The sequence below is a fragment of the Blastococcus sp. SYSU DS1024 genome (assembly GCF_054050795.1).
The window spans coordinates 1-22,935 of the sequence record NZ_JBJHAA010000036.1; the positions used below are offsets into that span (position 1 = coordinate 1).

At 74.4% G+C, this 22,935-nt stretch carries 19 protein-coding genes; 5 read left to right on the plus strand and 14 right to left on the minus strand.

Annotated elements, in window-relative coordinates; genetic code table 11:
* Positions 1 to 126 precede the first annotated feature (126 nt).
* Genes ACI79S_RS20165 through ACI79S_RS20185 form a run of 5 tightly spaced genes read right to left on the minus strand, consistent with a single transcriptional unit; the run spans position 127 to position 5,092 of the window.
* Positions 127 to 552, minus strand: coding sequence for a DUF6752 domain-containing protein (locus tag ACI79S_RS20165; RefSeq protein WP_456595224.1), 426 nt, complete (start codon positions 550 to 552; stop codon positions 127 to 129).
* On the minus strand, positions 549 to 2,141 hold the full coding sequence (locus tag ACI79S_RS20170; RefSeq protein WP_456595225.1) for a methyltransferase domain-containing protein: 1,593 nt from the start codon (positions 2,139 to 2,141) through the stop codon (positions 549 to 551). The genes ACI79S_RS20165 and ACI79S_RS20170 overlap by 4 nt, the downstream gene beginning before the upstream one ends.
* Before the next feature lie 44 nt (positions 2,142 to 2,185).
* Positions 2,186 to 3,340, minus strand: coding sequence for an acyl-CoA dehydrogenase family protein (locus tag ACI79S_RS20175; protein ID WP_456595226.1), 1,155 nt, complete (start codon positions 3,338 to 3,340; stop codon positions 2,186 to 2,188).
* 23 nt (positions 3,341 to 3,363) lie between these two features.
* Positions 3,364 to 3,870 carry a 5-(carboxyamino)imidazole ribonucleotide mutase gene (gene purE, locus ACI79S_RS20180; protein ID WP_456595227.1) on the minus strand — a complete coding sequence of 169 codons (507 nt, stop codon included), beginning with the start codon at positions 3,868 to 3,870 and terminating at the stop codon, positions 3,364 to 3,366.
* Between the two features lie 10 nt (positions 3,871 to 3,880).
* On the minus strand, positions 3,881 to 5,092 hold the full coding sequence (locus ACI79S_RS20185) for a 5-(carboxyamino)imidazole ribonucleotide synthase (RefSeq protein ID WP_456595228.1): 1,212 nt from the start codon (positions 5,090 to 5,092) through the stop codon (positions 3,881 to 3,883).
* Between the two features lie 75 nt (positions 5,093 to 5,167).
* Here ACI79S_RS20185 and ACI79S_RS20190 point away from each other — a divergent pair, with 75 nt between their 5' ends.
* Positions 5,168 to 5,665 carry a GtrA family protein gene (locus tag ACI79S_RS20190; RefSeq protein WP_456595229.1) on the plus strand — a complete coding sequence of 166 codons (498 nt, stop codon included), beginning with the start codon at positions 5,168 to 5,170 and terminating at the stop codon, positions 5,663 to 5,665.
* Between the two features lie 44 nt (positions 5,666 to 5,709).
* Here the strand turns inward: ACI79S_RS20190 and ACI79S_RS20195 are convergent, their stop codons facing one another.
* The 9 genes from ACI79S_RS20195 to ACI79S_RS20235 all read right to left on the minus strand — a co-directional run bounded on the left by ACI79S_RS20195 (position 5,710) and on the right by ACI79S_RS20235 (position 18,283).
* Positions 5,710 to 6,426: an SGNH/GDSL hydrolase family protein gene (locus ACI79S_RS20195; RefSeq protein WP_456595230.1), complete on the minus strand. Its 717-nt coding sequence runs from the start codon at positions 6,424 to 6,426 to the stop codon at positions 5,710 to 5,712.
* 125 nt (positions 6,427 to 6,551) lie between these two features.
* Positions 6,552 to 7,883, minus strand: coding sequence for an acyltransferase family protein (locus tag ACI79S_RS20200; protein WP_456595242.1), 1,332 nt, complete (start codon positions 7,881 to 7,883; stop codon positions 6,552 to 6,554).
* Between the two features lie 366 nt (positions 7,884 to 8,249).
* Positions 8,250 to 10,589, minus strand: a complete 2,340-nt coding sequence (locus tag ACI79S_RS20205; RefSeq protein WP_456595231.1) for an LGFP repeat-containing protein — start codon at positions 10,587 to 10,589, stop codon at positions 8,250 to 8,252.
* Positions 10,589 to 11,140 (minus strand): hypothetical protein, encoded by a 552-nt coding sequence (locus ACI79S_RS20210; RefSeq protein WP_456595232.1) that lies wholly within the window; start codon positions 11,138 to 11,140, stop codon positions 10,589 to 10,591. The genes ACI79S_RS20205 and ACI79S_RS20210 overlap by 1 nt, the downstream gene beginning before the upstream one ends.
* Before the next feature lie 164 nt (positions 11,141 to 11,304).
* A complete protein-coding gene (locus ACI79S_RS20215) occupies positions 11,305 to 14,265 on the minus strand; it encodes an AAA family ATPase (protein WP_456595233.1) in 2,961 nt (986 codons plus the stop codon).
* Positions 14,262 to 15,410, minus strand: a complete 1,149-nt coding sequence (locus ACI79S_RS20220) for an exonuclease SbcCD subunit D (RefSeq protein ID WP_456595234.1) — start codon at positions 15,408 to 15,410, stop codon at positions 14,262 to 14,264. The genes ACI79S_RS20215 and ACI79S_RS20220 overlap by 4 nt, the downstream gene beginning before the upstream one ends.
* A gap of 78 nt (positions 15,411 to 15,488) precedes the next feature.
* A complete protein-coding gene (locus ACI79S_RS20225; protein ID WP_456595235.1) occupies positions 15,489 to 16,064 on the minus strand; it encodes a PH domain-containing protein in 576 nt (191 codons plus the stop codon).
* A gap of 30 nt (positions 16,065 to 16,094) precedes the next feature.
* On the minus strand, positions 16,095 to 17,306 hold the full coding sequence (locus ACI79S_RS20230) for an acyltransferase family protein (protein ID WP_456595236.1): 1,212 nt from the start codon (positions 17,304 to 17,306) through the stop codon (positions 16,095 to 16,097).
* 134 nt (positions 17,307 to 17,440) lie between these two features.
* On the minus strand, positions 17,441 to 18,283 hold the full coding sequence (locus tag ACI79S_RS20235) for a biotin--[acetyl-CoA-carboxylase] ligase (protein ID WP_456595237.1): 843 nt from the start codon (positions 18,281 to 18,283) through the stop codon (positions 17,441 to 17,443).
* 184 nt (positions 18,284 to 18,467) lie between these two features.
* Here ACI79S_RS20235 and ACI79S_RS20240 point away from each other — a divergent pair, with 184 nt between their 5' ends.
* From ACI79S_RS20240 to ACI79S_RS20255, 4 genes are all read left to right on the plus strand, one after another.
* Positions 18,468 to 20,096, plus strand: coding sequence for an acyl-CoA carboxylase subunit beta (locus ACI79S_RS20240; RefSeq protein ID WP_456595238.1), 1,629 nt, complete (start codon positions 18,468 to 18,470; stop codon positions 20,094 to 20,096).
* Positions 20,093 to 20,308, plus strand: a complete 216-nt coding sequence (locus tag ACI79S_RS20245; protein WP_456595239.1) for an acyl-CoA carboxylase subunit epsilon — start codon at positions 20,093 to 20,095, stop codon at positions 20,306 to 20,308. Before ACI79S_RS20240 ends, ACI79S_RS20245 begins: the two co-directional genes overlap by 4 nt.
* On the plus strand, positions 20,305 to 20,913 hold the full coding sequence (locus tag ACI79S_RS20250; RefSeq protein WP_456595240.1) for a Maf family protein: 609 nt from the start codon (positions 20,305 to 20,307) through the stop codon (positions 20,911 to 20,913). Before ACI79S_RS20245 ends, ACI79S_RS20250 begins: the two co-directional genes overlap by 4 nt.
* 80 nt (positions 20,914 to 20,993) lie before the next feature.
* The gene (locus ACI79S_RS20255; protein WP_456595241.1) at positions 20,994 to 22,754 is read left to right on the plus strand and encodes an acetyl/propionyl/methylcrotonyl-CoA carboxylase subunit alpha; all 1,761 of its coding nucleotides are present in this window, start codon (positions 20,994 to 20,996) and stop codon (positions 22,752 to 22,754) included.
* The last annotated feature ends 181 nt before the right edge of the window (positions 22,755 to 22,935 follow it).

Consider the following 22,935-nt stretch of genomic DNA (forward strand, 5'->3'; position numbering starts at 1 on the left):
CCCCCCCCCGACCCGCCGCCCCCCCCGGCCCCCCCCCCGCCCCCGCCCCCCGCCCCCCCCCCCCCCCCCCCCCCCCCCCCCCCCCCCCCCCCCCCCCCCCCCCCCCCCCCCCCCCCCCCCCGGCCGTCACAGGGTGTCGGGCCGCAGCCTGCTCAGCACCGCGGGGTCGATGTCCCGGTCGTGGAGCGGGACGACGAGCTCGGTGACCACGTCCACCAGCTCGGCCACCCGGAGGTTGAGCCGCCGCGCCTCCTCGAGGCCGTCGCGCAGCACGACGTTGTACGCCTCGGCCGCGTCGAGGCGCCGCTGCAGCTCGTCCACGCGTTCCCGCAGGGAGCCGACCTCGGTCCTGCTGTCCGCGAGCTCCCGGTGGAGCTCCTCGCGCAGCTCCGCGATCCCCTCCCGCTGGTCCGCGCTCCGGGTCGCGAGCGCCTCCACCTCGCCGCGCAGCTCGAGGGCGGCGGGCGCGAGCGCGCGGCGCAGCGGGTACGCCAGCCGCTGCACCGCCACCCGGCGCCCGCGGTTCCAGATCGTCCCGGACTGATCGGTCATCTCGCCCTCCGGCTGAAGGTCATGCGGGTCATCTCCACCACCTGCTCCTCGGGGGCGCCGGGCCAGGTCAGGGGCTCGGTCCTGCGACCGGCCTGCTCGAGGACCAGCCCCTTCTCGCCGGCCTCGCGGACCAGCTGGTCGACCGTCAGCCGCAGGTGCGGCGGCACCCCGGCGTAGGCCGGATCGGCGACGTCGAAGTGCGCCGTACCGCCGCGCCGCAGCACCATGTCGCACAGCCGGAAGAGGTTCTCCCTGGCGATCGGGTCGAGGGCGTTGAGCAGGCGCCGGCCGTAGACCGTCCACGGCTTCTCCTCGGCCGCGCACCGGGCGCCCAGCCGGATCGCGGCCCGGACGTCGAGCAGGTTGACCGACGCGAACTCCACGTGGGCATCCGGATCCGGCTCCCGCGACCCCGCCACCTCGAGGGCCGCCCGCGAGAAGTCGACGGCGAGCACCCGCCGCCCCCGGTTCGCGAAGGCGCGGGCGTCCACACCGAGACCGCAGCCCAGCTCCAGGATCGCGTGGTCCGCGGGCGCGAGGGCGTCGACCTCCGCGCCGAAGGCGCTGAGCCGGTCCTCCGCGGGCAGGAGCGCACCGGTGGACATCAGCACGACGTCCTCCCACGTCTCCCGCTCGGCGTGGTAGTCGCCGAACCAGTGCGCGAACCGCGCCGAGGTGCTCTCCGGCAGCTGGAACCTGAACGCGGGGTCGGGGGTCCGCCAGCCGGGGCCGTAGAGCTCCCGGAGCATGATCTCGGGGTTCCGCGAGGCCGGCTCCGGGCGACCGGCCACCATGATCTCCGTCGGTGGCACCACCTCCGACGGTGGGACCTGCGCGCGGATCACGAAGTGCTGGTGCCACCAGTCGCCGATGTAGAAGCCGGCGAAGACGTCGACGTAGTGGTCGGGCACGCCCTCGTGCGAGAAGTGCATCTGGACGTGCGCACCGGAGAGGCGGATCGCCTCGTACCCCCGCTCCCGGAGCAGGCGGCCGAGCTCGAAGTGCTCGAGGGCGACGTCGGCGGGGTGCGTCCGTGCGCTGAGGTAGGCCAGGTCGGTGTCGTCGTCGTGGGGGATCAGCTGACCGCCGTTGCGGATCGGGCCGAGCAGCGTCCCACCGGTCACGAAGACCACCGGGCCGAGCCGTTCCCGCAGCAGGTCGCGGATCTCGTCCGTGTGGTCCAGGAGCCGCTCGATCATGCCGGGCTCGGCATCGGCGAGGGTGTGCCCGAGACGCCCCCACTTGTTCACCACGAGGGGCCGGCCGTGGATGTCGGTCAGGTCGGGGCCGTCGGCGGAGTCCCCGAGAGCGACGGTCGCGCCGCTCCCCGCCTCGGCGCCCACCGGGCGCAGCTCGACGTGGAACCGGCCGCGCAGGCGGTTCCGGAGCACCCCGGGCCACGGTTCGAAGCGGAGCAGCCCGCGATCGGCGCCCTCGGGGACCAGGTCGGCCGGGGCGGCCTCATCCGGCTCGCGGAAGGACCAGATCCGGCGACCGTCCACCAGCACGTCGATGGTCTGACCGGTCGGCCGGTCCACGGCGAACACCAGCCCCCGCTCCGACGCGGTGACTCGACTGATCGCGGACATGCGGTCAGACGCTAACAGCTGCGCTACGGCTGCTCGGTCCGGGCTCAGCGCAGCAGCGACCGCGCGATCACCATGCGCTGCACCTGGTTGGTGCCCTCGTAGATCTGGGTGATCTTCGCGTCGCGCATCATCCGCTCGACCGGGAAGTCCTGGGTGTAGCCGGCCCCGCCGAACAGCTGGACGGCGTCGGTGGTCACCTGCATCGCGGTGTCGGAGGCGAACGCCTTGGCCGCGGCCGAGACCCGCGTGACGTCGGGCCGGCCCTGCTCCCCGGCGGCCGCGGCGACGTAGACCAGGTGGCGGGCAGCCTGGATCTTCATCTCCATGTCGGCGAGCATGAACTGCACGCCCTGGAACTCGCCCACGGCCTTGCCGAACTGCTTCCGCTCCTTGACGTAGGCCACGGAGGCGTCGAGCGCGCCCTGCGCGACGCCGACGGCCTGCGCGCCGATGGTGGGCCGGGTGAAGTCGAGCGTGCGGAGCGCGGTCTTGAAGCCGGTGCCCGGCGCGCCGATGATCCGGTCGACCGGGATGGTGCAGTCGGTGAAGTAGAGCTCGCAGGTGGGCGAGCCCTTGATCCCCATCTTCCGCTCCTTCGGGCCGACGGCGAAGCCCGGGTCGTCGCGGTGCACCGCGAAGGCGGAGATGCCGTTGGCCCCCTTCTCCGGGTCGGTGACGGCCATGACCGTGTACCACTCCGAGACACCGGAGTTGGTGATCCAGGCCTTGGTGCCGTTGAGCACCCAGGTGTCACCGTCGAGGCGGGCGCGTGTCTTCATGGCGGCTGCGTCGGAGCCGGCCTCGCGCTCGGAGAGGCCGTAGCTGATCATCGCGTCGCCGGCGGCGATGGGGGCGAGCACCTGCTGCTTGAGGTCCTCGGACGCCGACAGGATCACCGGCATCGAGCCCAGCTTGTTGACCGCGGGGATCAGCGAGGCGCTCATGTCGACCCGGGCGACCTCCTCGATGACGATGCACGTGGCGATCGCGTCGGCGCCCTCGCCGCCGTACTGCTCGGGGATGTGGGTCGCGTGGAAGCCCGCCGCGGTCAGGGCCTTCTGCGCCTCGATCGGGTAGCGCGACTCGGCGTCCACCTCGGCGGCGTACGGGGCGATCTCCCGCTCGGCGATGTCGCGCACCGCCGCCCGGATGGCCTCGTGCTCCTCGGTCAACGCGTACAGCCCGCTGTTCGTACCCACGCGTTCGATCGTAGGACGTCCGACTACCCGCCGGTAGCGAGGCGCTCCTGGAGGGTGAGGTCCCGGGCGACGACGCTCTCGGCGAGGTCGGCCTGGAACCGCTCGACCCGGCGCCGCAGCTCCGCGTCCCCGGCCGCGAGGATGCGCACCGCCAGGAGCCCGGCGTTCCGGCCACCGCCGATGCCCACCGTCGCGACCGGCACGCCGGCCGGCATCTGCACGATGGACAGCAGGCTGTCCAGCCCGTCGAGCCGGTCGAGCGGGCGCGGCACGCCGATCACCGGCAGCGGGGTGGCGGCTGCCACCATGCCCGGCAGGTGGGCGGCCCCGCCCGCACCGGCGACGATCACCCGCAGCCCGCGACCGGCGGCCGCCTCGGCGTAGTCGAGCATCCGGCGGGGCGTGCGGTGCGCCGACAGCACGTGGGCCTCCCACGGGACGTCGAACTCCCCGAGCGCCTCTGCGGCCGGCTGCATCACCGGCCAGTCCGAGTCGCTGCCCATGACGATGCCGACGACCGGGTCGCTCATGCCCTGCTCCTCAGTGCTCGTGGTCGTGCGCGAAGGCGAAGGCCGGGTCGACCACGCCGTCGGCGAGGTAGCGGGCCGCGGCGACCGCCCGCGCGCGCACCTCGTCGAGGTCGGCCCCGAGGGCGGTCACGTGGCCGAGCTTGCGGCCCGGCCGCTGCGTCTTGCCGTACCAGTGCAGCTTCACGTCGGGCCAGTGCGCCATGAGGTGGTGGATCCGCTCGTCGAGCGCCGGTCCGGTCCAGCCCTCCTGCGCGGCGGCACCGCCGAGCACGTTGGCCATCACCGCGACCGGGGCCACCATCTCGGTGGAGCCCAGCGGGTAGTCGAGGACGGCGCGCAGGTGCTGCTCGAACTGGCTGGTGCGCGCGCCCTCGATGCTCCAGTGACCGGAGTTGTGCGGGCGCATGGCCAGCTCGTTGACCAGCACGCCGTCCGCGGTCTGGAACAGCTCCACGGCGAGCATGCCGACGACGCCGAGCCGGTCGGCGATGCGCACCGCGAGCTCCTGGGCCGCGGTGGCCAGCTCGTCGGAGAGCCCGGGGGCGGGGGCGTACACCTCGGCGCAGACGCCGTCGCGCTGCACCGTCTCGACCACCGGCCACACCGCCACCTGGCCGAACGGCGAGCGCGCGACCTGCGCCGACAGCTCGCGCACCATGGCCACCCGCTGCTCCGCCAGCAGGGTGCCGTGCCGCTCGACGAGCTCCGCCGCGGCCTCGACGTCGCCGACGACGAACACGCCCTTGCCGTCGTAGCCACCGCGCGGGGTCTTGAGCACGATCGGCCAGCCGTGCGGCCCGGCGAAGGCGGTGACGTCGGCGACGGAGCGGACCTCGGCCCAGGCCGGCTGCGGCTCCCCGGCCTCCGCGAGCGCACGACGCAGCACCAGCTTGTCCTGCGCGTGGACCAGAGCCTCCGGGCCGGGGGCGACACGGGTGCCCTCCTCGACCAGCGTGCGCAGGTGCTCGGTGGGCACGTGCTCGTGGTCGAAGGTGACGACGGTGGCGCCGTCGGCCAGCGTCCGGAGGTCGTCCAGGTCGCGGTGGTCACCGAACCGCACGTCGGCGGCCACGAGCGCGGCCGACTCGTCCGGGGCGGCAGCCAGCACGCGCAGCGACTGGCCGAGCGCGACGGCGGCCTGGTGGGTCATCCGGGCGAGCTGACCGCCGCCGATCATGGCCACCACGGGGAGACCGGTGTGCGGGTGCAGAGACGCAGGCATGGTGCCCGAAGGCTAGCGGCGCCCTCCCGTCGCGCGTCGGGCGCACCGGGAGCGGGGGCTTCGTACAGTGCTGTCGTGGGCCTCGTCGTGCGGTTGCGCCAGCGCCTGCGCGACGGTGGACGACGGCTGGTGCGCGAGCTCGGCGCGTTCGGCGTCGTGGGGGCGGGCTGCTTCCTCGTCGACCTGGGCCTGTTCCAGCTGCTCTACGCCACCGTCGGCCTCGAGGTGGTCACCTCGAAGCTGTTCGCCAGCCTGGTGTCGACGACGCTGGCCTTCGTCGGGCACCGGTTCTGGTCCTTCTCCCACCGGGCACGCACCGGCCTGCGGCGGGAGTACTCGCTCTTCGTCGTGATCAACGCCGCCACGCTGCTGCTCAGCCTCGCGGTCGTCGCCTTCGTCCGCTATCCGCTGGGCCAGGAATCGGCGCTGGTGCTCCAGGCGGCCAACGTCGCCTCGATCGCATCCGGCACCGTGCTCCGCTGGGTGACCTACCGGTGGTGGGTCTTCCCCGCGGTCGTGGCCCCGCCCGCTCCCCCCGGTGCCGCTCCCCGCGATCCCCTGCCCTCCGGGTAGCGGTCCACCGGCACGCCGGAGGAGCTGCGGGCACGTACCCGAGGTCAGCTGGGTCGGTGGACCGGAACCGGGACACCGTCCAGGACCGCTGCCCGGATCGCCACGCCGGCCTCGGCGGCCACCCGTGGCGTCGGGTGGATCCCGTCGAGGCTTGCGCCCGGCCGGTAGGCGCCGTCCAGTCGTACGTCCGACCAGGGATCGACGAACCCCCAGCCCTGCTCCTGCGCCAGCGCGCGCAACTGCCCGTTGAGCTCGGTCGCCGCCTCGGGGAGCGCGTCGTGGGGCGGGACCGCGGACAGCAGCACGTCCTCGACCCCCGCCCCCTCCGCGACCGCCACGAGGTCCGCGCGGATGTCCGGCCACCCTCGTCCGGTCATCAGGTCGTTCGTCCCGCCCATGAGCACCAGGACGTCGGCCGCCATCGGAACGGCCGCGGCACGCATGTCCGCCGTGGTCGCACCGCCGGTGGCCCAGCCGCCGCGCAGCTCGAGCGGGGGTCCGACCGCTCCGTGCAGCCAGGAGAACTCGCCCCCGCGCCCGGGGCCGCGGATCGGCTCGCCACCGGCGGTGAGCGAGTCGCCCACCACCACGATGCTGCGGACGCCGGGCTCCGCGACCTCGGTGGGGGCGCCGGCCTCGGGAGCGGGAACGCCCGGCGGGCGCACGTCGTCGCGACCGATGGCCGGCGCCTGGCACCCGCAGAGGACGACGACCGCCGCTGCGACGGCCACGAGGAGTGCTGGTCGTCGGGTGCGGCGCACGGATCCAGTCTCTCCGCAGGGCGGCGGGGCGTCCACCGAGCGGCCCACGAGTGCGACCGGGATCGCACTGCAACGGGCGAGGGCCGGGGGCAGCCGCGCCCCCTGCCCTCGCCCGAGCGTTCCGGTCAGACCTCGAGGGAGCGGGGCAGCATCTTGCGCATCCCCTTGCGCATGGGCTCCTCCACCATCGAGAACAGCGCCCAGCCGGCGAGGACGGACAGGGCGAGGGCGCCCACCACGAGCCCGCGCCGGGCGAGCGACGTGACGTCGTCGGCCACGTCGGTCTGGTCGACGACGAACAGCATCAGGTCCAGGAAGAACCAGTGGACGAGGTAGAAGGCGAACGAGACCTGCCCGCCCCACACCAGCGCCCGGTGCGACAACGCCGCCGACACCCCACCGCGGCTCAGCGCCAGGGATCCGATCAGGAGGGCGAACAGCGGCACCACGATGACCGACTCGGTGGAGCCCCAGAGCGAGTGACCGTTGTAGCCCCACTCCTGCCCGAAGCGCGGCCGCCAGACCGGGTCGTACTTCTGCAGCAGGTAGATGATGGCGACGATCGCCGCGACGAGGACCGCGGGTCGCAGCAGCAGGGGCACCCGGCGACCGCTGGCGGCCACCCGCTGGACGACGAGCGCCACGATGGCTCCGGCGAAGAACTCGGTCAGGACCCGCAGCGGCACGATGCCGGGAGCGATCTGGTCGCCGTTCCACGCGAGGTCGGCGCCGTCCTCCAGGGACATGCCGACGACCACCATGGGCACCAGCGCGGCCACGGCGAGCAGGACCAGCGACCGGGTGCGCAGGCTCGTCGCCGCCCGGCCGAGGAAGAGGACGAGGACACCGAAGACCAGGTAGGCCATCCACTCGGCGCTGATCGACCAGTCGATGGGGTTCCAGTCGTGGTGCTCCGCGCCCCAGGACTGGATGAGGAGCACGTGCGTGAGCAGACGCCACGCGTCGAGCGATGAGGCGTACGAGTCGTCCCCCGTGATCCAGGTTTGGGCGATCCGGTAGATGCCGTAGACGAAGAGCATGGCGACCGTCACCGGCCACACCCGCGACAACCGCAGCCAGAGGAAGCCGAGGACCTTCCGCGGGTGCCACCCGGTGGTCATCCGATCCAGGTGGGTGAAGGTGAGGATGAACCCGCTGAGGATGAAGAACAGGTCGACGCCGAGGTGACCGACGTTGAACAGGGGCGTCAGCGGCCAGCTCTGCGGGAAGCTCTCCAGCAGGTACGGGCGGAAGTGGAAGCAGGCGACCCACAGCGCGGCGACCGCCCGGATTCCGGTCAGCTGCGGGATCACCCGGGGCAGGGCGCGGGACGGCGCCGGCGCGCCGGTGCCCTCCGGCGTCCCGGCCCCCGAGGCCGCGGCGTCGGGCCGACGTCGCCCCGACGGGATCGGCGGCAGGAGGTGGCGGCCGGGCGCGCGGCCGTCGATGAGCACCATGGAGGTCACTTCCGTCGTGTGTGTGCTGCCCTGCCGTCCCAGACGGCGGTGCGGGCCTCCGAGGCCGGAGCGGCCCTTGCAGTCCGTACACCTGACGCTACAGGGAGATACCGGTCCGTCACGCGTGTCCGGTGGCGTCCGGCGCCGTTGTCGTCCCACCCGTCACAGCGCCCCCGCGCACCCCGATGGCCGGCCCTGAGCCTGCGGCACGCGGAGCCCTTTCGACGGCCGCCCGGGGGCACGAGCGCGACCGCGCAGCGGGCACCCGGCCCCCCGCCCGGGACAGGGGCGCCCCACGCAGCCGACCGGCCGGCACGCGGGGCGTGCCGGCCGGTCGGGTGCCCGGTCGGGCGGGCGTTCAGCCGGTCAGCTCCGGGTCACCGTGCAGCTGCCGCTGCCGGTGGCCGGGCAGGTGATCGTCCCGCGCTGGAACGTCGTCCGGGTGCCCTCGGTCACGGAGACCGCATCGCCCGTCGGATAGCCCAGGGATCCACCGGGCCCACCGAGACCCTGGTACTCGGCGTCGACCGTGGCCGGAACCGCGTACGACCCGGCGGCGCTGATGTAGATGGTCCCCTTCTGGAACTTCTGCGACCAGCCCCCGGTGAGGGTGCGCTCCGAGCCGGCCGGGAAGCCCAGGGCGCCCGTGGCGCCGCCCAGCTGCCGGTACTTGGCATCCATCCCGTTGATGGTGGGCCACGAGCCGGCCGCGCTCACGAACAAGGTCCCATTCTGGAACTGCTGCGTCCAGCCGCCGGGGACGGTGACCTCCGGACCGGTCGGGAACCCGAGCACACCGGCGGGTCCGCGCATCTCCTGGTACTTCTCGTCGATGCCGTTGATGGTGGGCCAGGAGCCCGCGCCGCTGACGTAGAGCTGGCCGCGCTGGAACTTCTGCGCCCAGCCTCCGTCGACGGCGCGCTCGCGCGCGACGGGGAAACCGAGCACACCCTTCGGCCCACCGAGCTGCTGGTAGCGGGCGTTGATCGCGTTGTACGTCGGGAGCGTGCCGTCGGCGCTCAGGAAGAGCGACCCGCGTTCGAACGCCTGCCCCCAGCCACCCGGGTACGAGCGCTCGCCTGCCGCCGGGAAGCCCAGCGCACTGGTCGGACCACCGAGACGCTGGTACTCGGCGTCGATGGCGTTGACGGTGGCGTACGACCCCGCCCCGCTCACGTAGATGGAGCCGACGCGGAAGCGCTGGGTCCACCCACCGGCGAGGCCCCGTTCCCCGCTCTGGGGGAAGCCGAGGACCTGCGGACCACCGATCCGCTGGTAGGCGGCGTTGATCGCGTTCAGGGTGACGAAGGAGCCGTCGGCGGTGACGTAGACGGCGCCGCGTTCGAAGTTCTGCCCCCACCCGCCGGGAAGGGTCTGCTCCGGGCCGGTCGGGTAGCCCAGCGCGCCGCCCGCGCCACCGAGCTTCTGGTACTGGGCGTTGATGCCGTTCACCGTCGCGAAGGAGCCGGCGTTGCTGACGTAGACCACCCCACGCTCGAACGCCTGCGCCCAGCCCCCGGCGAGCGTCGTCTCCCGCCCCACCGGGAAGCCCAGCACGCCCTCCCGGCCACCCAGCTTCTGGTAGTGGGCGTTGATGCCGTTCACCGTCGCGAAGGAGCCGGCGTTGCTGACGTAGACCACCCCGCGCTCGAACTGCTGGGCCCAGCCCCCGTCGATGGCCCGCTCGGGGCCGACCGGGAAACCGAGGACGCCGTCGCGTGCGCCGTTCTGCCAGTACTCCTGGTTGATCTTGTTGACCGTGGCGAAGGTGCCGGCCCCGCTGACCCAGAGCGATCCGTGCTGGAAGTGCTGGACCCAGCCGCCGTTGATGGCCTGCTCGTTGCCGGTGGGGGTACCGAGGACGCCCGGCCCGTTGTTGGACCAGTACCACTCGCGGATGGCGCCGGTCACGAGGAACTGGGTGGAACCGAACCAATCGCTGAAGTAGCTGAAGAAGTTCCGGTTGCCGTACGAGGAGCAGCTGTCACCGGTGCCGTAGCCAGCGGCCAGGGCCGCGGAGTTCGGCTGGTAGGGCGTGTAGTTGTAGAGGTTCGCGGTCGCCTGGTTGGCGATGTAGACCTGGGTGGAACCGCATGCGCTGTTCGGGTGCCAGCGGACGGTGTTCGTCAGCCCGGCCTTGTAGCCGTAGTTGCGCGGGAGGGTGGTGTACCGCCGGAACTGCCAGGCGGCCATGTACACCTGGTTGAAGAAGCCGTAGTACTGCTCGTCGCACGGCGCGGTGTCCGGGCAGCCGTAGCCCATCGCGATGCGGTACTTCTTCGACGTCGGGCTCGTCGCCGTGATCAGCCCCTGCTCCTTCTGCAGGGTGACGAGCAGGACCTGGGGGTTGATCCCGCACGCCTGCGCGACCTTCCAGATGATGTCGGCCGCGCGCTCGTTCGCCGCCCCCTGGTAGGTGGCGCAGTTCGAGCCCGTCCGCGTCCAGGTCGACATCCGGTAGTTCTTCATGCAGAGGTCGCCGGCGGTGCAGTTGGCGCCCTTCTGCACGAGGAACGCCTGGACCTGGTCCGGCGTCATGGTCGAGGGGTTGAAGTACACGGCGTCGGAGACGATGTCGCCGGCCCGGAAGGCGCTGAGGTCCGCCGCCTGGGCGGCTCGATCGGCTCCCTGGACCGCCAGGGCCGTGGCAGTCACGAGGAGGCACAGCACCGTCGCCAGCAGGCGGGCCGCCCTGCTCCCGCGCATCAGGGGACCTCGACCGAGACGGCGCGGGACAGCTGGTCGCCGCCCGCCGAGGTGTACGTCGCCTCACCCGTCCAGGAGCCAGGGGTCATCTCGGGCAGGGTGAGCTCGCCGCAGCTGGTCGTCCGCGCATCGGGGACCGCCTCGACCGTGGTCGTCCGCTCGCTCGCGCCGTCGGTCAGGGTCAGCCCGCACTCCCCGCCGGTCTCCAGGACGCCGGCCACGTAGGCGCCGACCAGCACCGCACCGGTGGCGACGTCGAAGCCGCTGTAGGTCACGACGAGGTCCGCCTCGGTCGCCCGCTGGGTGTCCAGCGCCGGGGACGGGGCTGCGGTGACCGGGGACTGCTCGCCCTGCTCCTCGCCTCCGCTGCGCGTCGCCGGCCCCGTCGTCGGGGCGACCGGATCGTTGCCCGCCTCGGCGGGGATGGTCGGCATGAGTGCCGTGGTGTCGAGCGGCCCGGCCTCACGGCTCCGCTGGAGGGCGAGGACCGAGACGCCGACGGCCACGAGGACCACCAGTCCGATCAGGATGCGGCGGGATCGCTGCTTCATCTTCCGAACCTCTGCTCGTGGGGCATGCTGAACGCTGCCGCCGACCGGGGACCCGGTGGGGCGCCTGGCGGCAGGTGACGCTCAGTAGGGCGAGGTTAGCCACGCGTACACGCCGGGCGAGGTAGACACGCGGTGTGACCGATCCGTCACTCTGAAAACATGCGTCAGCCCGCCAACCGAGAGCCGTTGCGACCCGCTATCACCTCGAGCCGCGTCGGGATGCGGGTGCGCAGCTCCTCGAGGTGGCTGATGACCCCGACCGTCCGCCCGCCGCGGCGGAGCTCGTCCAGCACCGTCATCACCGCGTCGAGCGCCTGTGCGTCGAGGGTGCCGAACCCCTCGTCCACGAAGAGGGTGTCGATCCGGACGCCGCCGGTCTCGGCGGTGACCACGTCGGCGAGCCCCAGCGCAAGCGCGAGCGAGGCCATGAAGCTCTCCCCGCCCGAGAGCGTCTTGGTGGGCCGGCGAACCCCGGTGTACTCGTCGAACACGTCCAGCCCGAGGCCACCGCGGGCGCCGTGCCGGCCCTGCGCGTCGCTGTGCAGGAACGTGTAGCGGCCGCCCGACATGTCCAGCAGCCGCCGGCTGGCCACCTCGGCGACCTGCTCCAGGCGCGCCGCCAGCACGAACGACTGCAGCCGCATCCGGCGTGCGTTCGCCCCCCGGCCGTGGGCCAGGTCGGCCAGCGCGGTGACCTGGTCGCTCCAGGCGCGCAGCTCGGCCAGCGTCAGCTCGGCCGCGCTCACCCGCCCGACGAGGTCCTCCAGCGAGGTCGTGCAGCGGCGCGCCTGCTCCAGCTCGGCCACCGCCTCCTCCCGCCGGCGGGTGCTGCCGGCGCAGCGGCTCTCGAGCGCGTCGAGGTCGGGCCGAGCGGGGAGGTCGGCGAGCTCCGGCTCGGCCAGCTGGGCACGCAGGACGGCCACGCGCTGGTCGTGCCCGTCGAGCTGCCGGTCCAGCGCGGCCAGGCGACCGGAGCCGGCCAGCGCCGCCTCCGCGGCGGGGACGTCCTCGAAGCCGGCGGCTCCGGCTCGCTGTTCCGCCGCCCGGCGGGCCGTGTCCGCCTCGGCGCGGGCACGTAGCTCCTCGACCTCGGCGGCGATCACTGCCTCGCACGCCTCTGCGGCGGCCGACAGCCGGGCGACCCGGGCGGCCAGGTCGGCGTCGTCGCCCCGGGCGGCGGTCAGCCGCGATGCCAGCTCCACGAGGCCGGTGGTCAGGGCGTCGTGCTCGGCGGTCCGGGCGCGGAGCTCTTCGCGGTCCGCGCCGAGGCGGGCGGCGGCCTCCTCCCGCCGGCCGACCAGCTCGCGCAGGCGGGCCTCGGCCGGGGGGAGCCCCGCGGCCAGGTCGGTCGCGGTGCCCACGGCCGCGGTCAGCTCCGTGACGCGGGCCGCCTGCTGCTCCGGCGGCAGCTCGCCGGCACGCGCCCGCAGGCCGGCGAGCTCGCGCTCCGCGGCCTCCAGCCGGCCGGTCGCCGCGGTGAGCTCCGCCTCCGCTGCATCGGCGAGCGCCCGGGCGGCGTCCTCGTCGGCGGCCGTGACCCGCTCGCCGCCGGGTGCGGCGGGGCGCGGGTGCTCGACGGCGCCGCAGACCGGGCAGTCGGCACCGTCGGTGAGCCCGGCTGCGAGCTCCGCCGCCATGCCGTCCAACCTGCGGGCACGCAGGTCCAGCCACCGCTCCCGGGCGTCGGCCCGGGCGTCCCGCGCCCGGGCGGTGTCGTCGCGCAGCCCGCGGAGCGTCCCGTCCAGCTCGACCGCCGCGCGCCCGGCGACCCAGGCCGCCTCCGCGGAGTCCAGCGCCGCGCGCAGACCCGGCAGCTCCGCGGCGGCCGCCCGCGCCCGGGTGACCTCCTGCTCCTGCCCGGCGAGGAGCTCCGGGAGGTCGGCGACGTCCTGCTCCCCCGCGGCGCACCGCTCGGTCAGCTCGCCGACCTGCCGGGCGAGCGCGGCGACGGACCGCTCCATGGCACGCGCGCGGTCGACCTCCGGGAGCAGCGCCCGCGCCTCGGCGGCCCGGTCCCGCAGCTCGCGCGCCACCACCCCGTCGGCCGGGCGGCCCCCGGCGACCGGCTGCCACGCCGCGACGGCGTCGGCCAGACCTGCCGCGGCGCGCTCGGCCGCACGGCCGGCCGCGCGAGCGGCGTCCAGCACGTCGCGCAGCGGTTCGGCCCGCCGACCGGCATCGCGCTCGGCCCGCAGGGGTGCGAGCGCCCGCTCCCGCTGCTCGAGCTCGGCGAGCTCCACCACCGCCTGGTCCCGCCGGGTGTGCCGTGCGGCCAGCGCACGGGCCTCGGCCAGCTCGGCGTCGGCGGCGGCCACCACTGCGGCAGCCGCGTCGGCCCGCGCGGTGGCCGACGCGAGCCGCGCCTCCGCGGTGGCCCGCACCTCCGCCACCCAGCGGAGCACGCCGCCCCCCGCTCCCGCGCCCACCAGTTCGGGGGCCAGCTCCTCGGGGATCTCGGCGGCGGCGGCCTGGGCGACGCGGTCGAGCAGGGTGCCCAGCTGGTGGCGGGCGTCCTCGGTGCGCGCGCGGACCGCCGTGCGCTCGTCGGCCAGCCACTCCTCGGCGCGGGCGAAGCGGTCGACGTCGAACAGCGTGCGGAGCAGCTCGGTGCGGTGCTCCGGCTCGGCCCGCAGGAACCGCGCGAAGTCGCCCTGCGGGAGCAGCACGACCTGGCAGAACTGGTGGACGTCGAGCCCGAGCCGGGTGCGCAGGTGCTCGGAGCCCTCGTCGATGCGCGTGCTGACCGGCTCCCACCCGCCGTCGGTGAGCCGGGAGACCACCAGCTTGGCCTGCTCGGTCGCCCAGCCCTCCCCGCGCTTCTTCGGCCGCTGCTGCTCGGGCCGCCGCACGACCCGGAGGCGCTCGTCCCCGAGGGTGAGCTCGCAGCTGACCTCGGTGCGCGTGGCGGCGTCCGCGTGGTCGCTGCGCAGGCGCTTCTCCTCGCCACGCGCCCCCGGGACGCGGCCGTAGAGGGCGAACACGACGGCGTCCAGCAGCGTGGTCTTGCCCGCCCCCGTCGGCCCCCACAGCAGGAACAACCCGTCGCGGCCGACCTCGTCGAGGTCGACCTCGACCGTGCCGGCGAAGGGGCCGAACGCGGTCAGGGACAGCCGGTGCAGCCTCATCGGGCCGCCTCCTCGCGGTCGGCGGCGCCGAGCGCCCGGGCCAGCAGCTCCCGCTCGGCCGCGCTGGCCGGGACGCCGCGCACCGCGCTGACGAACTCGCCGGCGATCTCCAGGGCGCTGCGCCCCCGCATCCGCTCCTGGTAGCTGCCGCCCCCGGACGACGCCCCGGCCCCCGTCCAGTCCAGGTGCACGCAGTGCGGGAACCGGGTCTGCAGCCGGCGCATGGGGTCGGCCGGCCGCGCCGGGTCGGTGAGCCGGGCGGAGACGAAGTGCTGCTCCGCCGCCTCGTGCGCCGGGTCGGCGAGCAGCTCATCCAGCGTGCCGGTGAGCACGCTCAGCGGCCGCGGGGTGGGCAGCGGGACCGGGCGCACACCGGCGAGCCCGGCGGCGTCGAGCTCGACGAGCCAGGCCTGCTTCTGCTGCCCGGCCTCGGCGAAGGAGTAGGCCAGCGGTGAGCCGCTGTAGCGCATGCGCGCGGTGAGGGTCTGCGGGCGGTGCAGGTGCCCGAGCGCCACGTAGTCGACGCCGTCGAACACCGCGCCCGGCACCAGGTCGACGCCGCCGACGCAGATGTCCCGCTCGCTGTCGCTGGCCACCCCGCCCCCGACGAAGGCGTGGGCGAGCACCACCGAGCGCACGCCGGGGCGGAGGAAGAGATCGGCGCGCACCCGGTCCATCGCCTCGCGCAGCACCGCCTCGTGACCGCGGGCGCCGGGGACGCCGAGCTCGTGCCGGGCCACCTCGGGCTCCAGGTACGGGATGCCGTAGACCGCCACCTCGCCGTGCTCGTCGGCCAGCAGGACCGGCTCGTCCAGCCGCGCCGTGGCCGCGCGCACGTGCAGGCCGGCCGCGCTCAGCAGCCCCGAGAAGGTGCCCAGCCGCCGGGCCGAGTCGTGGTTGCCGGGCGTCAGCACGACCCGCGCGCCGGTGCCCAGCAGCCGGCCGACCACCCGGTCGAGCACCGCCGTGGCGTCGGCCGAGGGCACCGCCCGGTCGTAGACGTCACCGGAGACGACGACGACGTCGACCTCCTCGCGCGCGACCACCGCCGCCAGCCCGCCCAGCACCTCCTCCTGCTCGGTGAGCAGGTCGGTGCCGTGCAGGGTGCGGCCGATGTGCCAGTCGGAGGTGTGCAGCAGCCGCATGTCCGCCGAAGGTAGGGAGGGGGTCCGACAGAACCGCCGAGGCGCGCCGTGACGGAGCCGTCACATCCGGTCGCCCGGTCAGAGCACCTCGGTGGACCGCCAGCCGTCCTCCGGCGGCCAGCCGTCGTCGCCGCGGATGTAGCCGGCGCTCTCCCGGGCCCGCCGTTCGGCGTCCTCCTCGACCATGACGTTGAGCAGCTGCTGCACCCCCTCGCTGTCGGGGATCTGGTGCAGCACCGTGGGGCCGCCCTCGCCGGCGGTCTCGATGGTGAGCGTGCCGGAGTTGATGATCCGCTCCCACAACGTCTGGGTGTAGGAGACGTCGGTGATGCGGGACAGCCCCAGGTCACGCCCGCGACGGGCCAGGATCCCCGCGCGGAACAGCAGCCGGTGCGTCGTCACCACGTAGTGGGTCGTCCGCCAGCGCAGCAGGGGCACGAGGACGAAGAACACCAGCAGGAGCACCGCCGCCGCCACGATCGCCAGGCGGACCATCCCTTGCTGCCGGCCCGGGGGGACGAGGGCGGCGCCGAACGAGGCGCCACCGACGACCAGCAGGAAGAGCACGACCGGCCAGAAGACCGTCAGCCAGTGCGGGTGCAGGTGGCGCACGACCTCTTCGTCGTCGGCGAGGAGCTTGTCCGGGTACGGCACCCCACCAGGATGCCGCCGATCCGCCCCGGGTCAGGCGATCGACGCCATCGGCGCGTCCGCGGGGACGGCGCCCGACCCCGTGGCCGGGCCGGGCACGGGGTCGAGGCGGGGCCGGGGCGCCGGCGGCCGGCCCCGGAGCCACCGCCGGGCGGGCTCCTCGACGAACCGCCACAGCACCCAGGCCGCCAGGAAGGGCGCGGCGAGCTGCACCAGCACGCCGGGGCCCGAACCGGCGGCCGGCCCGATGCCCGCGTCGGCGAGCGTCCAGAGCGTCTCGAACACCGCCATGTGCACGAGGTAGAGCGCGAAGGAGATCCGCCCGCCCAGCACCACCAGCGGCGCCGACAGCGGCCGGGCGAGCCCGCCGTCGGTGAGCGCCAGCGCGCCCACCAGCACGGGGAACAGCACCACCACCGCACCGCCGCGGTCCTGCCCGGCGGCATCGGCCCACCAGAGGGCCGGGGCGATCAGCGCGACCACCACCGCGGCGGTGCGCCCCGCGACGCGCTCCACGGCGGCGTCCCGGGCCACCCGGGCCACGACCAGCGCGACGAGCGAGCCCGCCAGGAAGGCGCCGGCCAGCCGCAGCAGCCAGCTCCAGGCCCAGTCGTGCGTGTCGAGGACCAGGCACGTCCCGGCGAAGGGCAGCAGGACGGCGACCGCGAGCGCCGCCGGCACCGCGGGCCGGTACCCGCGCAACCGGTGCAGGAGCAGGGCCAGGAGGGGGAAGAGCAGGTAGGCCAGCCACTCCGCGCTCAGCGACCACCCCGGACCCACCGGACCGGTGGCCGAGTACTCGGGCCGGTCCCACACCTGCACGAGCAGGACCTGGCGCAGCACGGCCGGGACGTCCAGCCCGTCGGCGGCGCTCCCACCCGCGGGACCGACGAGGGCCTCCTGGACGGAGCCGCCCGCGACGACGGCACCGAGCACCACCATCCAGGTGGGCCAGATGCGGCTGATCCGCGCCCGGTAGAAGTCGACCGCGGCCCGGCCCCGGAACCGGGTGCCGAGGACCGCGACGTATTTGTGCGCGAGGACGAAGCCGCTGAGCACGAAGAAGAGATCGACGCCGAGCCAGCCGGTCGCCAGCAGCGGCCGCAGGGGATCGAGGTGGGCCGGCCAGCCGCGGTCGGGCGCGAAGAGCCAGAAGTGGTGGGCGACGACCCAGACGGCGGCGACGAGCCGGAGCCCGGTCAGGCCGCGGATCTCGCCGCGGACGGCCCCCTGTGCACCGGCCATGGTCGCCGCCCCCGAAGAACTACGTCACGTGAACGACCGCGGACGCTATGCGGTGACGGCGGCAGGCCGGGGCACTGCGTGGCGACCGGGGGCGTGTCGGCCACCCCAGCCCCACCCGTCCCCTCCGTGCCGGATCAGGCCCGCCGCACGTGCCGGACGTCGCCGCTGGCGAGCTCCACCTGACCCTCGGCGGTGTCCAGGACCAGCCGGCCGTCCCAGTCGACCGCCCGCGCGGTGCCGAGGAGCGCCGATCCGTCCGGCATCGTCACCTCGACGGTGCTGCCGACCGTCGACGACCAGGAGAGGTAGTCCCGGGCGAGCCCGGAGACGACCGGGTCGCCCAGCGCCTCGCGCCAGCCCAGGTAGCGCCGCTCGACCGCCCGCAGGAAGGCCAGCAGCACCGGCCCCCGGTCCACGGTCCCGCCGGTCACGGCCGACAGGGACGTGCCGGTCGCCGGGAGCTCGGCCTCCGTCGTCGAGACGTTGAGGCCGACGCCGACGACGACGCCCGGCGGCTCCCCGCCCCCGCCGACCGACTCGGCCAGGATGCCGGCGAGCTTGCGCCCGTCCCGGGCCAGCAGGTCGTTGGGCCACTTCACGGTCGCGAGCACGCCGGCGACCTCCCGCACCGACTCGGCCAGCGCCACCCCGGTGAGCAGCGGCAACCAGCCACGACGGGCGGCGGGCACGTCGGGGCGCAGCAGGAAGGAGACGGTCAGGCCGGCCCGGGGCGGCGACGTCCACACCCGGTCCAGCCGGCCGCGCCCGGTGACCTGGTGCTCGGCCACCAGGACGGTGCCTTCGGGGGCACCGTCCGCGGCGGCGGCGGCCAGCGCGGCGTTCGTGGAGCCGATCTCCTGCACCACCTCGACCGAGCGCCACAGCGCGCTGCCACGGGTCAGGGCGGCCTGCAGGGCGGCCGCGTCCAGGGCAGGCCGGTCGAGGTCGGACCAGCGCGAGGAAGGCGTGTCGGGCACGAGGAGACCGTAGCCAGGGACGGCGACCGGGTGGGCGCTCGCGCCCGGCGACGGGACTCCGGGACGAAGGGCTCGAGCCGCTCCCCTACGCTACGGAACCCGTGGCCCGGCATCCGCGCCACACGCCGAGCACAGCAGCGCCGCCACGGCGGCCGACGAGCGCCAGCGAGGAGACCGAGACCGCGTGAGTGCCGCCGAACTGGAGAGCGCCGGGGAGCACGTCCCCGACGACGTCGACATCCACACGACCGCAGGGAAGCTCGCCGACTTCGAGCGGCGGGTGCAGGAGGCCGTCCACGCGGGCTCCGAGCGCGCGGTGGAGAAGCAGCACGCCGCGGGCAAGATGACCGCCCGCGAGCGGATCGAGGCGCTGCTGGACCCGGGCTCGTTCACCGAGTTCGACGAGTTCGCCCGGCACCGGTCGACGAACTTCGGGATGGCCGAGAAGCGCCCGTTCGGCGACGGCGTCGTGACCGGGTACGGCACCGTCGACGGCCGGCCGGTGGCGATCTTCTCCCAGGACGTCACCGTCTTCGGCGGCAGCCTCGGCGAGGTCTACGGCGAGAAGATCGTCAAGGTCCAGGACTTCGCGATCAAGAACGGCTGCCCCGTCGTCGGCATCAACGAGGGTGGTGGCGCGCGCATCCAGGAGGGCGTGGTCTCCCTCGGCCTCTACGGCGAGATCTTCCAGCGGAACGTGCACGCCTCCGGCGTCATCCCGCAGATCTCGCTGGTGATGGGCCCGGCCGCGGGTGGGCACGTCTACTCCCCCGCGCTGACCGACTTCATCGTGATGGTCGACAAGACCAGCCAGATGTTCATCACCGGCCCCGACGTCGTGAAGACCGTGACCGGCGAGGACGTCACGCTCGAGGAGCTGGGCGGTGCGCGGACGCACAACACGAAGTCCGGGGTCGCGCACTACCTGGCCGAGGACGAGAACGACGCCCTCGACTACGTCAAGGCCCTGCTCTCCTACCTGCCGAGCAACAACCTCGACCCGCTGCCGGCGATCGAGATGGCGCCCGTCGAGACCGTCCTGCCGGACGCGCTGACCGACGAGGACCGCGAGCTCGACTCCTTCATCCCCGACTCGGCGAACACCCCCTACGACATGCACACCGTCATCGAGCACGTGCTCGACGACGGCGAGTTCCTCGAGGTGCAGCCGCTGTTCGCGCCGAACATCCTCATCGGCTTCGGCCGCGTCGAGGGACGGCCGGTCGGCATCGTGGCCAACCAGCCGACCCAGTTCGCCGGCACCCTGGACATCGACGCCAGCGAGAAGGCCGCCCGCTTCGTGCGCACCTGCGACGCCTTCAACATCCCGGTGCTCACCTTCGTCGACGTGCCCGGCTTCCTGCCCGGCACGTCGCAGGAGTGGGAGGGCATCATCCGGCGCGGCGCCAAGCTCATCTACGCCTACGCCGAGGCCACCGTCCCCAAGGTCACGGTCATCACCCGCAAGGCCTACGGCGGCGCCTACGACGTCATGGGCTCCAAGCACCTGGGCGCGGACGTGAACCTCGCCTGGCCCACGGCGCAGATCGCCGTCGTCGGGGCGCAGGGCGCCGTCGGCATCCTCTACCGCAAGGAGCTCGCCGCGGCCGAGGACCCCGACGCCCGCCGCGCCGAGCTGATCGCCGAGTACGAGGACACCCTCGCCAACCCCTACATCGCCGCCGACCGCGGGTACGTCGACGCGGTGATCCCGCCGTCGCAGACGCGGGTGCAGGTGACCAAGGCGCTGCGGGTGCTGGCCAACAAGCGGCAGACCCTGCCGCCCAAGAAGCACGGGAACATCCCGCTGTGACCGAGGGAACCGCGCCGCTGCTGCGGGTGGTGACGGGCGAGCCCTCCGCCGAGGAGCTGGCGGCGCTCACCGTCGTCGTCGCCGCCCTGTCGCAGCGCCGCACCCGCCGCCGTCCGACGCCGGTCGGCGCCTGGGCGTCCTACGGCGACGCGCACCGGGGCGCCCTCCGCGCCGGCCCGGGTGGCTGGCGGGCCGCGGGGAGGTTCGCGTGACCGCGGACCGCCGGCTGGTGCTGGCCTCGGCGTCGCCGGCCCGGCTGTCCCTGCTCCGCCAGGCCGGCCTCTCGCCCGAGGTGGTGGTCAGCGACGTCGACGAGTCGGCGCACACCGCCCCGCGCGTGGCCGAGCAGGTCGCCGTCCTCGCGGCCGCCAAGGCCGCGGCGGTCGCCAAGCGGGAGACCGACGCCCTGGTCATCGGCGCCGACTCGCTGCTGGAGTTCGCCGGGAAGCCGCAGGGCAAGCCCGCCGACGCCGCCGAGGCCCGCGACCGCTGGCGGCGGATGGCCGGGCGTTCCGGCGTCCTGCACACCGGCCAGGCCCTGTTCGACGTCCGGGACGGCGCCGTGGTGAGCCGGGACATCGCCGTGGCCTCCACCGTCGTCTACTTCGCCGACCCGACCCCGCCGGAGGTCGAGGCGTACCTCGCCACCGGGGAGCCGCTCGCGGTGGCCGGCGCGTTCACCCTCGACGGGCTCGGCGCACCCTTCGTGCGCCGGGTCGAGGGCGACCCGGCGGCCGTCGTGGGGCTGTCCCTGACGGTCCTGCGCACCCAGCTCGGCAAGCGCGGCCTGACCATCACCGACCTCTGGCGCCGCTGACCGTCCCGCCGATCCACCGACCGCGCCCGGCGCGGTACCCGACAAGAGTTCGACCGGCCCACAGAAGAGGGAGAGCACCGGTGCAGAAGGTCCTCATCGCCAACCGCGGCGAGATCGCGGTCCGCGTGGCCCGCGCGTGCAAGGACGCGGGCCTGACCAGCGTGGCGGTCTACGCCGAACCCGACCGGGACGCGCTGCACGTGCGCGTCGCCGACGAGGCGTTCGCCCTGGGCGGCACGACGCCCGGCGACTCCTATCTGGTGATCGACAAGATCCTCGACGCGGCGAAGCAGTCGGGTGCCGATGCCATCCACCCCGGCTACGGCTTCCTGTCGGAGAACGCCGACTTCGCCCAGGCCGTCATCGACGCCGGGCTCACCTGGATCGGCCCCTCCCCCCAGGCGATCATCGACCTCGGTGACAAGGTCGCCGCCCGGCACATCGCCACCAAGGCCGGCGCGCCCCTGGTCCCCGGCACCAAGGACCCGGTCGGCGGCGCCGACGAGGTCGTGGCCTTCGCCGAGGAGCACGGGCTGCCGGTGGCCATCAAGGCGGCGTTCGGCGGTGGCGGCCGCGGGCTGAAGGTCGCGCGCACCAAGGAGGAGATCCCCGAGCTGTTCGACTCCGCGGTCCGCGAGGCCGTCGCCGCCTTCGGCCGCGGCGAGTGCTTCGTGGAGCGGTTCCTGGACAAGCCCCGCCACGTCGAGGCCCAGGTGCTGGCCGACACGCACGGCAACGTGGTCGTCGTCGGCACCCGCGACTGCTCGCTCCAGCGGCGCAACCAGAAGCTGGTCGAGGAGGCCCCGGCACCCTTCCTCACCGACGAGCAGCGGGCCCGCATCCACGAGTCGGCGAAGGCGATCTGCAAGGAGGCCGGTTACCACGGCGCCGGCACCGTCGAGTACCTCGTCGGCACCGACGGCTCGATCTCCTTCCTCGAGGTGAACACGCGGCTGCAGGTCGAGCACCCGGTGTCGGAGGAGACCAGCGGCCTCGACCTGGTCCGCCAGCAGTTCCGCATCGCCGAGGGCCTCCCGCTGGAGATCACCGAGGACCCGGAGCCCCGCGGTCACAGCATCGAGTTCCGGATCAACGCCGAGGACGCCGGCCGCAACTTCATGCCGGCGCCCGGTCCGGTGAACCGCCTGGAGATCCCGCAGGGGCCCGGCGTGCGCTGGGACTCCGGCGTCGAGACCGGCGGCGAGGTCGCCGGCGCGTTCGACTCGATGCTCGCCAAGCTGATCGTCACCGGCGCCACCCGCCAGGAGGCGCTGCAGCGCGCCCGCCGCGCGCTGGACGAACTCGTCGTCGAGGGCATGCCCACGGTCATCCCGTTCCACCGCGCCGTCGTCCGCGACGAGGCGTTCACCAGCGAGCCGTTCACCGTGCACACCCGCTGGATCGAGACGGAGTGGGACAACCAGGTGCCGCCGTACTCCGCGGCACCGGCCGACGGCACCGAGCCCGAGGAGCGGCAGACCGTCGTCGTCGAGGTCGGCGGCCGCCGGCTGGAGGTCTCCCTCCCCGCGGGCCTGGCCGCCGGCGGCGGCGCTCCGGCCGCGGCCGGCGGGGCGAAGCCGCGCAAGCGCGGCGGCGGAGGCGGCGGCTCCGCCGCCTCCGGCGACTCCCTCACCTCGCCGATGCAGGGCACCATCGTCAAGGTCGCCGTCGAGGACGGCGCGACCGTCGACGCCGGTGACCTGGTCGTCGTGCTCGAGGCGATGAAGATGGAGCAGCCGATCACCGCCCACAAGGCCGGCACGATCACGGGGCTGTCGGCCGAGGTCGGCGCCTCGGTCACCAGCGGCGCGGTGATCTGCACCATCGCCGACGCCGAGTAGGAGTGAGCCGCACCACCTGACGGGTCGGCCGACCCGTCAGGTGGTGCTGATCGTCCGGCAGCCCAACGGGGTGTTCCGCGAGCTCACATCGACGTCGATCGCGTACACGCACACGGTGTGCGCACCCGGCGCCACCGTCCCCGACCAGCTGAACCCGCGGTTGTCCCCGACCCCGGGGAAC

What these genes read in the sequence shown, in the direction of transcription:
- ACI79S_RS20165 (WP_456595224.1), bottom strand. Translation starts at nt 552, where the DNA reads ATGACCGATCAGTCCGGGACGATCTGGAACCGCGGGCGCCGGGTGGCG.
- ACI79S_RS20220 (WP_456595234.1), bottom strand. Translation starts at nt 15,410, where the DNA reads ATGCGGCTGCTGCACACCTCCGACTGGCACATCGGCCGCACCCTGCAC.
- ACI79S_RS20185 (WP_456595228.1), bottom strand. Translation starts at nt 5,092, where the DNA reads ATGCCTGCGTCTCTGCACCCGCACACCGGTCTCCCCGTGGTGGCCATG.
- ACI79S_RS20210 (WP_456595232.1), bottom strand. Translation starts at nt 11,140, where the DNA reads ATGAAGCAGCGATCCCGCCGCATCCTGATCGGACTGGTGGTCCTCGTG.
- ACI79S_RS20200 (WP_456595242.1), bottom strand. Translation starts at nt 7,883, where the DNA reads ATGGTGCTCATCGACGGCCGCGCGCCCGGCCGCCACCTCCTGCCGCCG.
- ACI79S_RS20205 (WP_456595231.1), bottom strand. Translation starts at nt 10,589, where the DNA reads ATGCGCGGGAGCAGGGCGGCCCGCCTGCTGGCGACGGTGCTGTGCCTC.
- ACI79S_RS20170 (WP_456595225.1), bottom strand. Translation starts at nt 2,141, where the DNA reads ATGTCCGCGATCAGTCGAGTCACCGCGTCGGAGCGGGGGCTGGTGTTC.
- ACI79S_RS20230 (WP_456595236.1), bottom strand. Translation starts at nt 17,306, where the DNA reads ATGGCCGGTGCACAGGGGGCCGTCCGCGGCGAGATCCGCGGCCTGACC.
- ACI79S_RS20215 (WP_456595233.1), bottom strand. Translation starts at nt 14,265, where the DNA reads ATGAGGCTGCACCGGCTGTCCCTGACCGCGTTCGGCCCCTTCGCCGGC.
- purE (WP_456595227.1), bottom strand. Translation starts at nt 3,870, where the DNA reads ATGAGCGACCCGGTCGTCGGCATCGTCATGGGCAGCGACTCGGACTGG.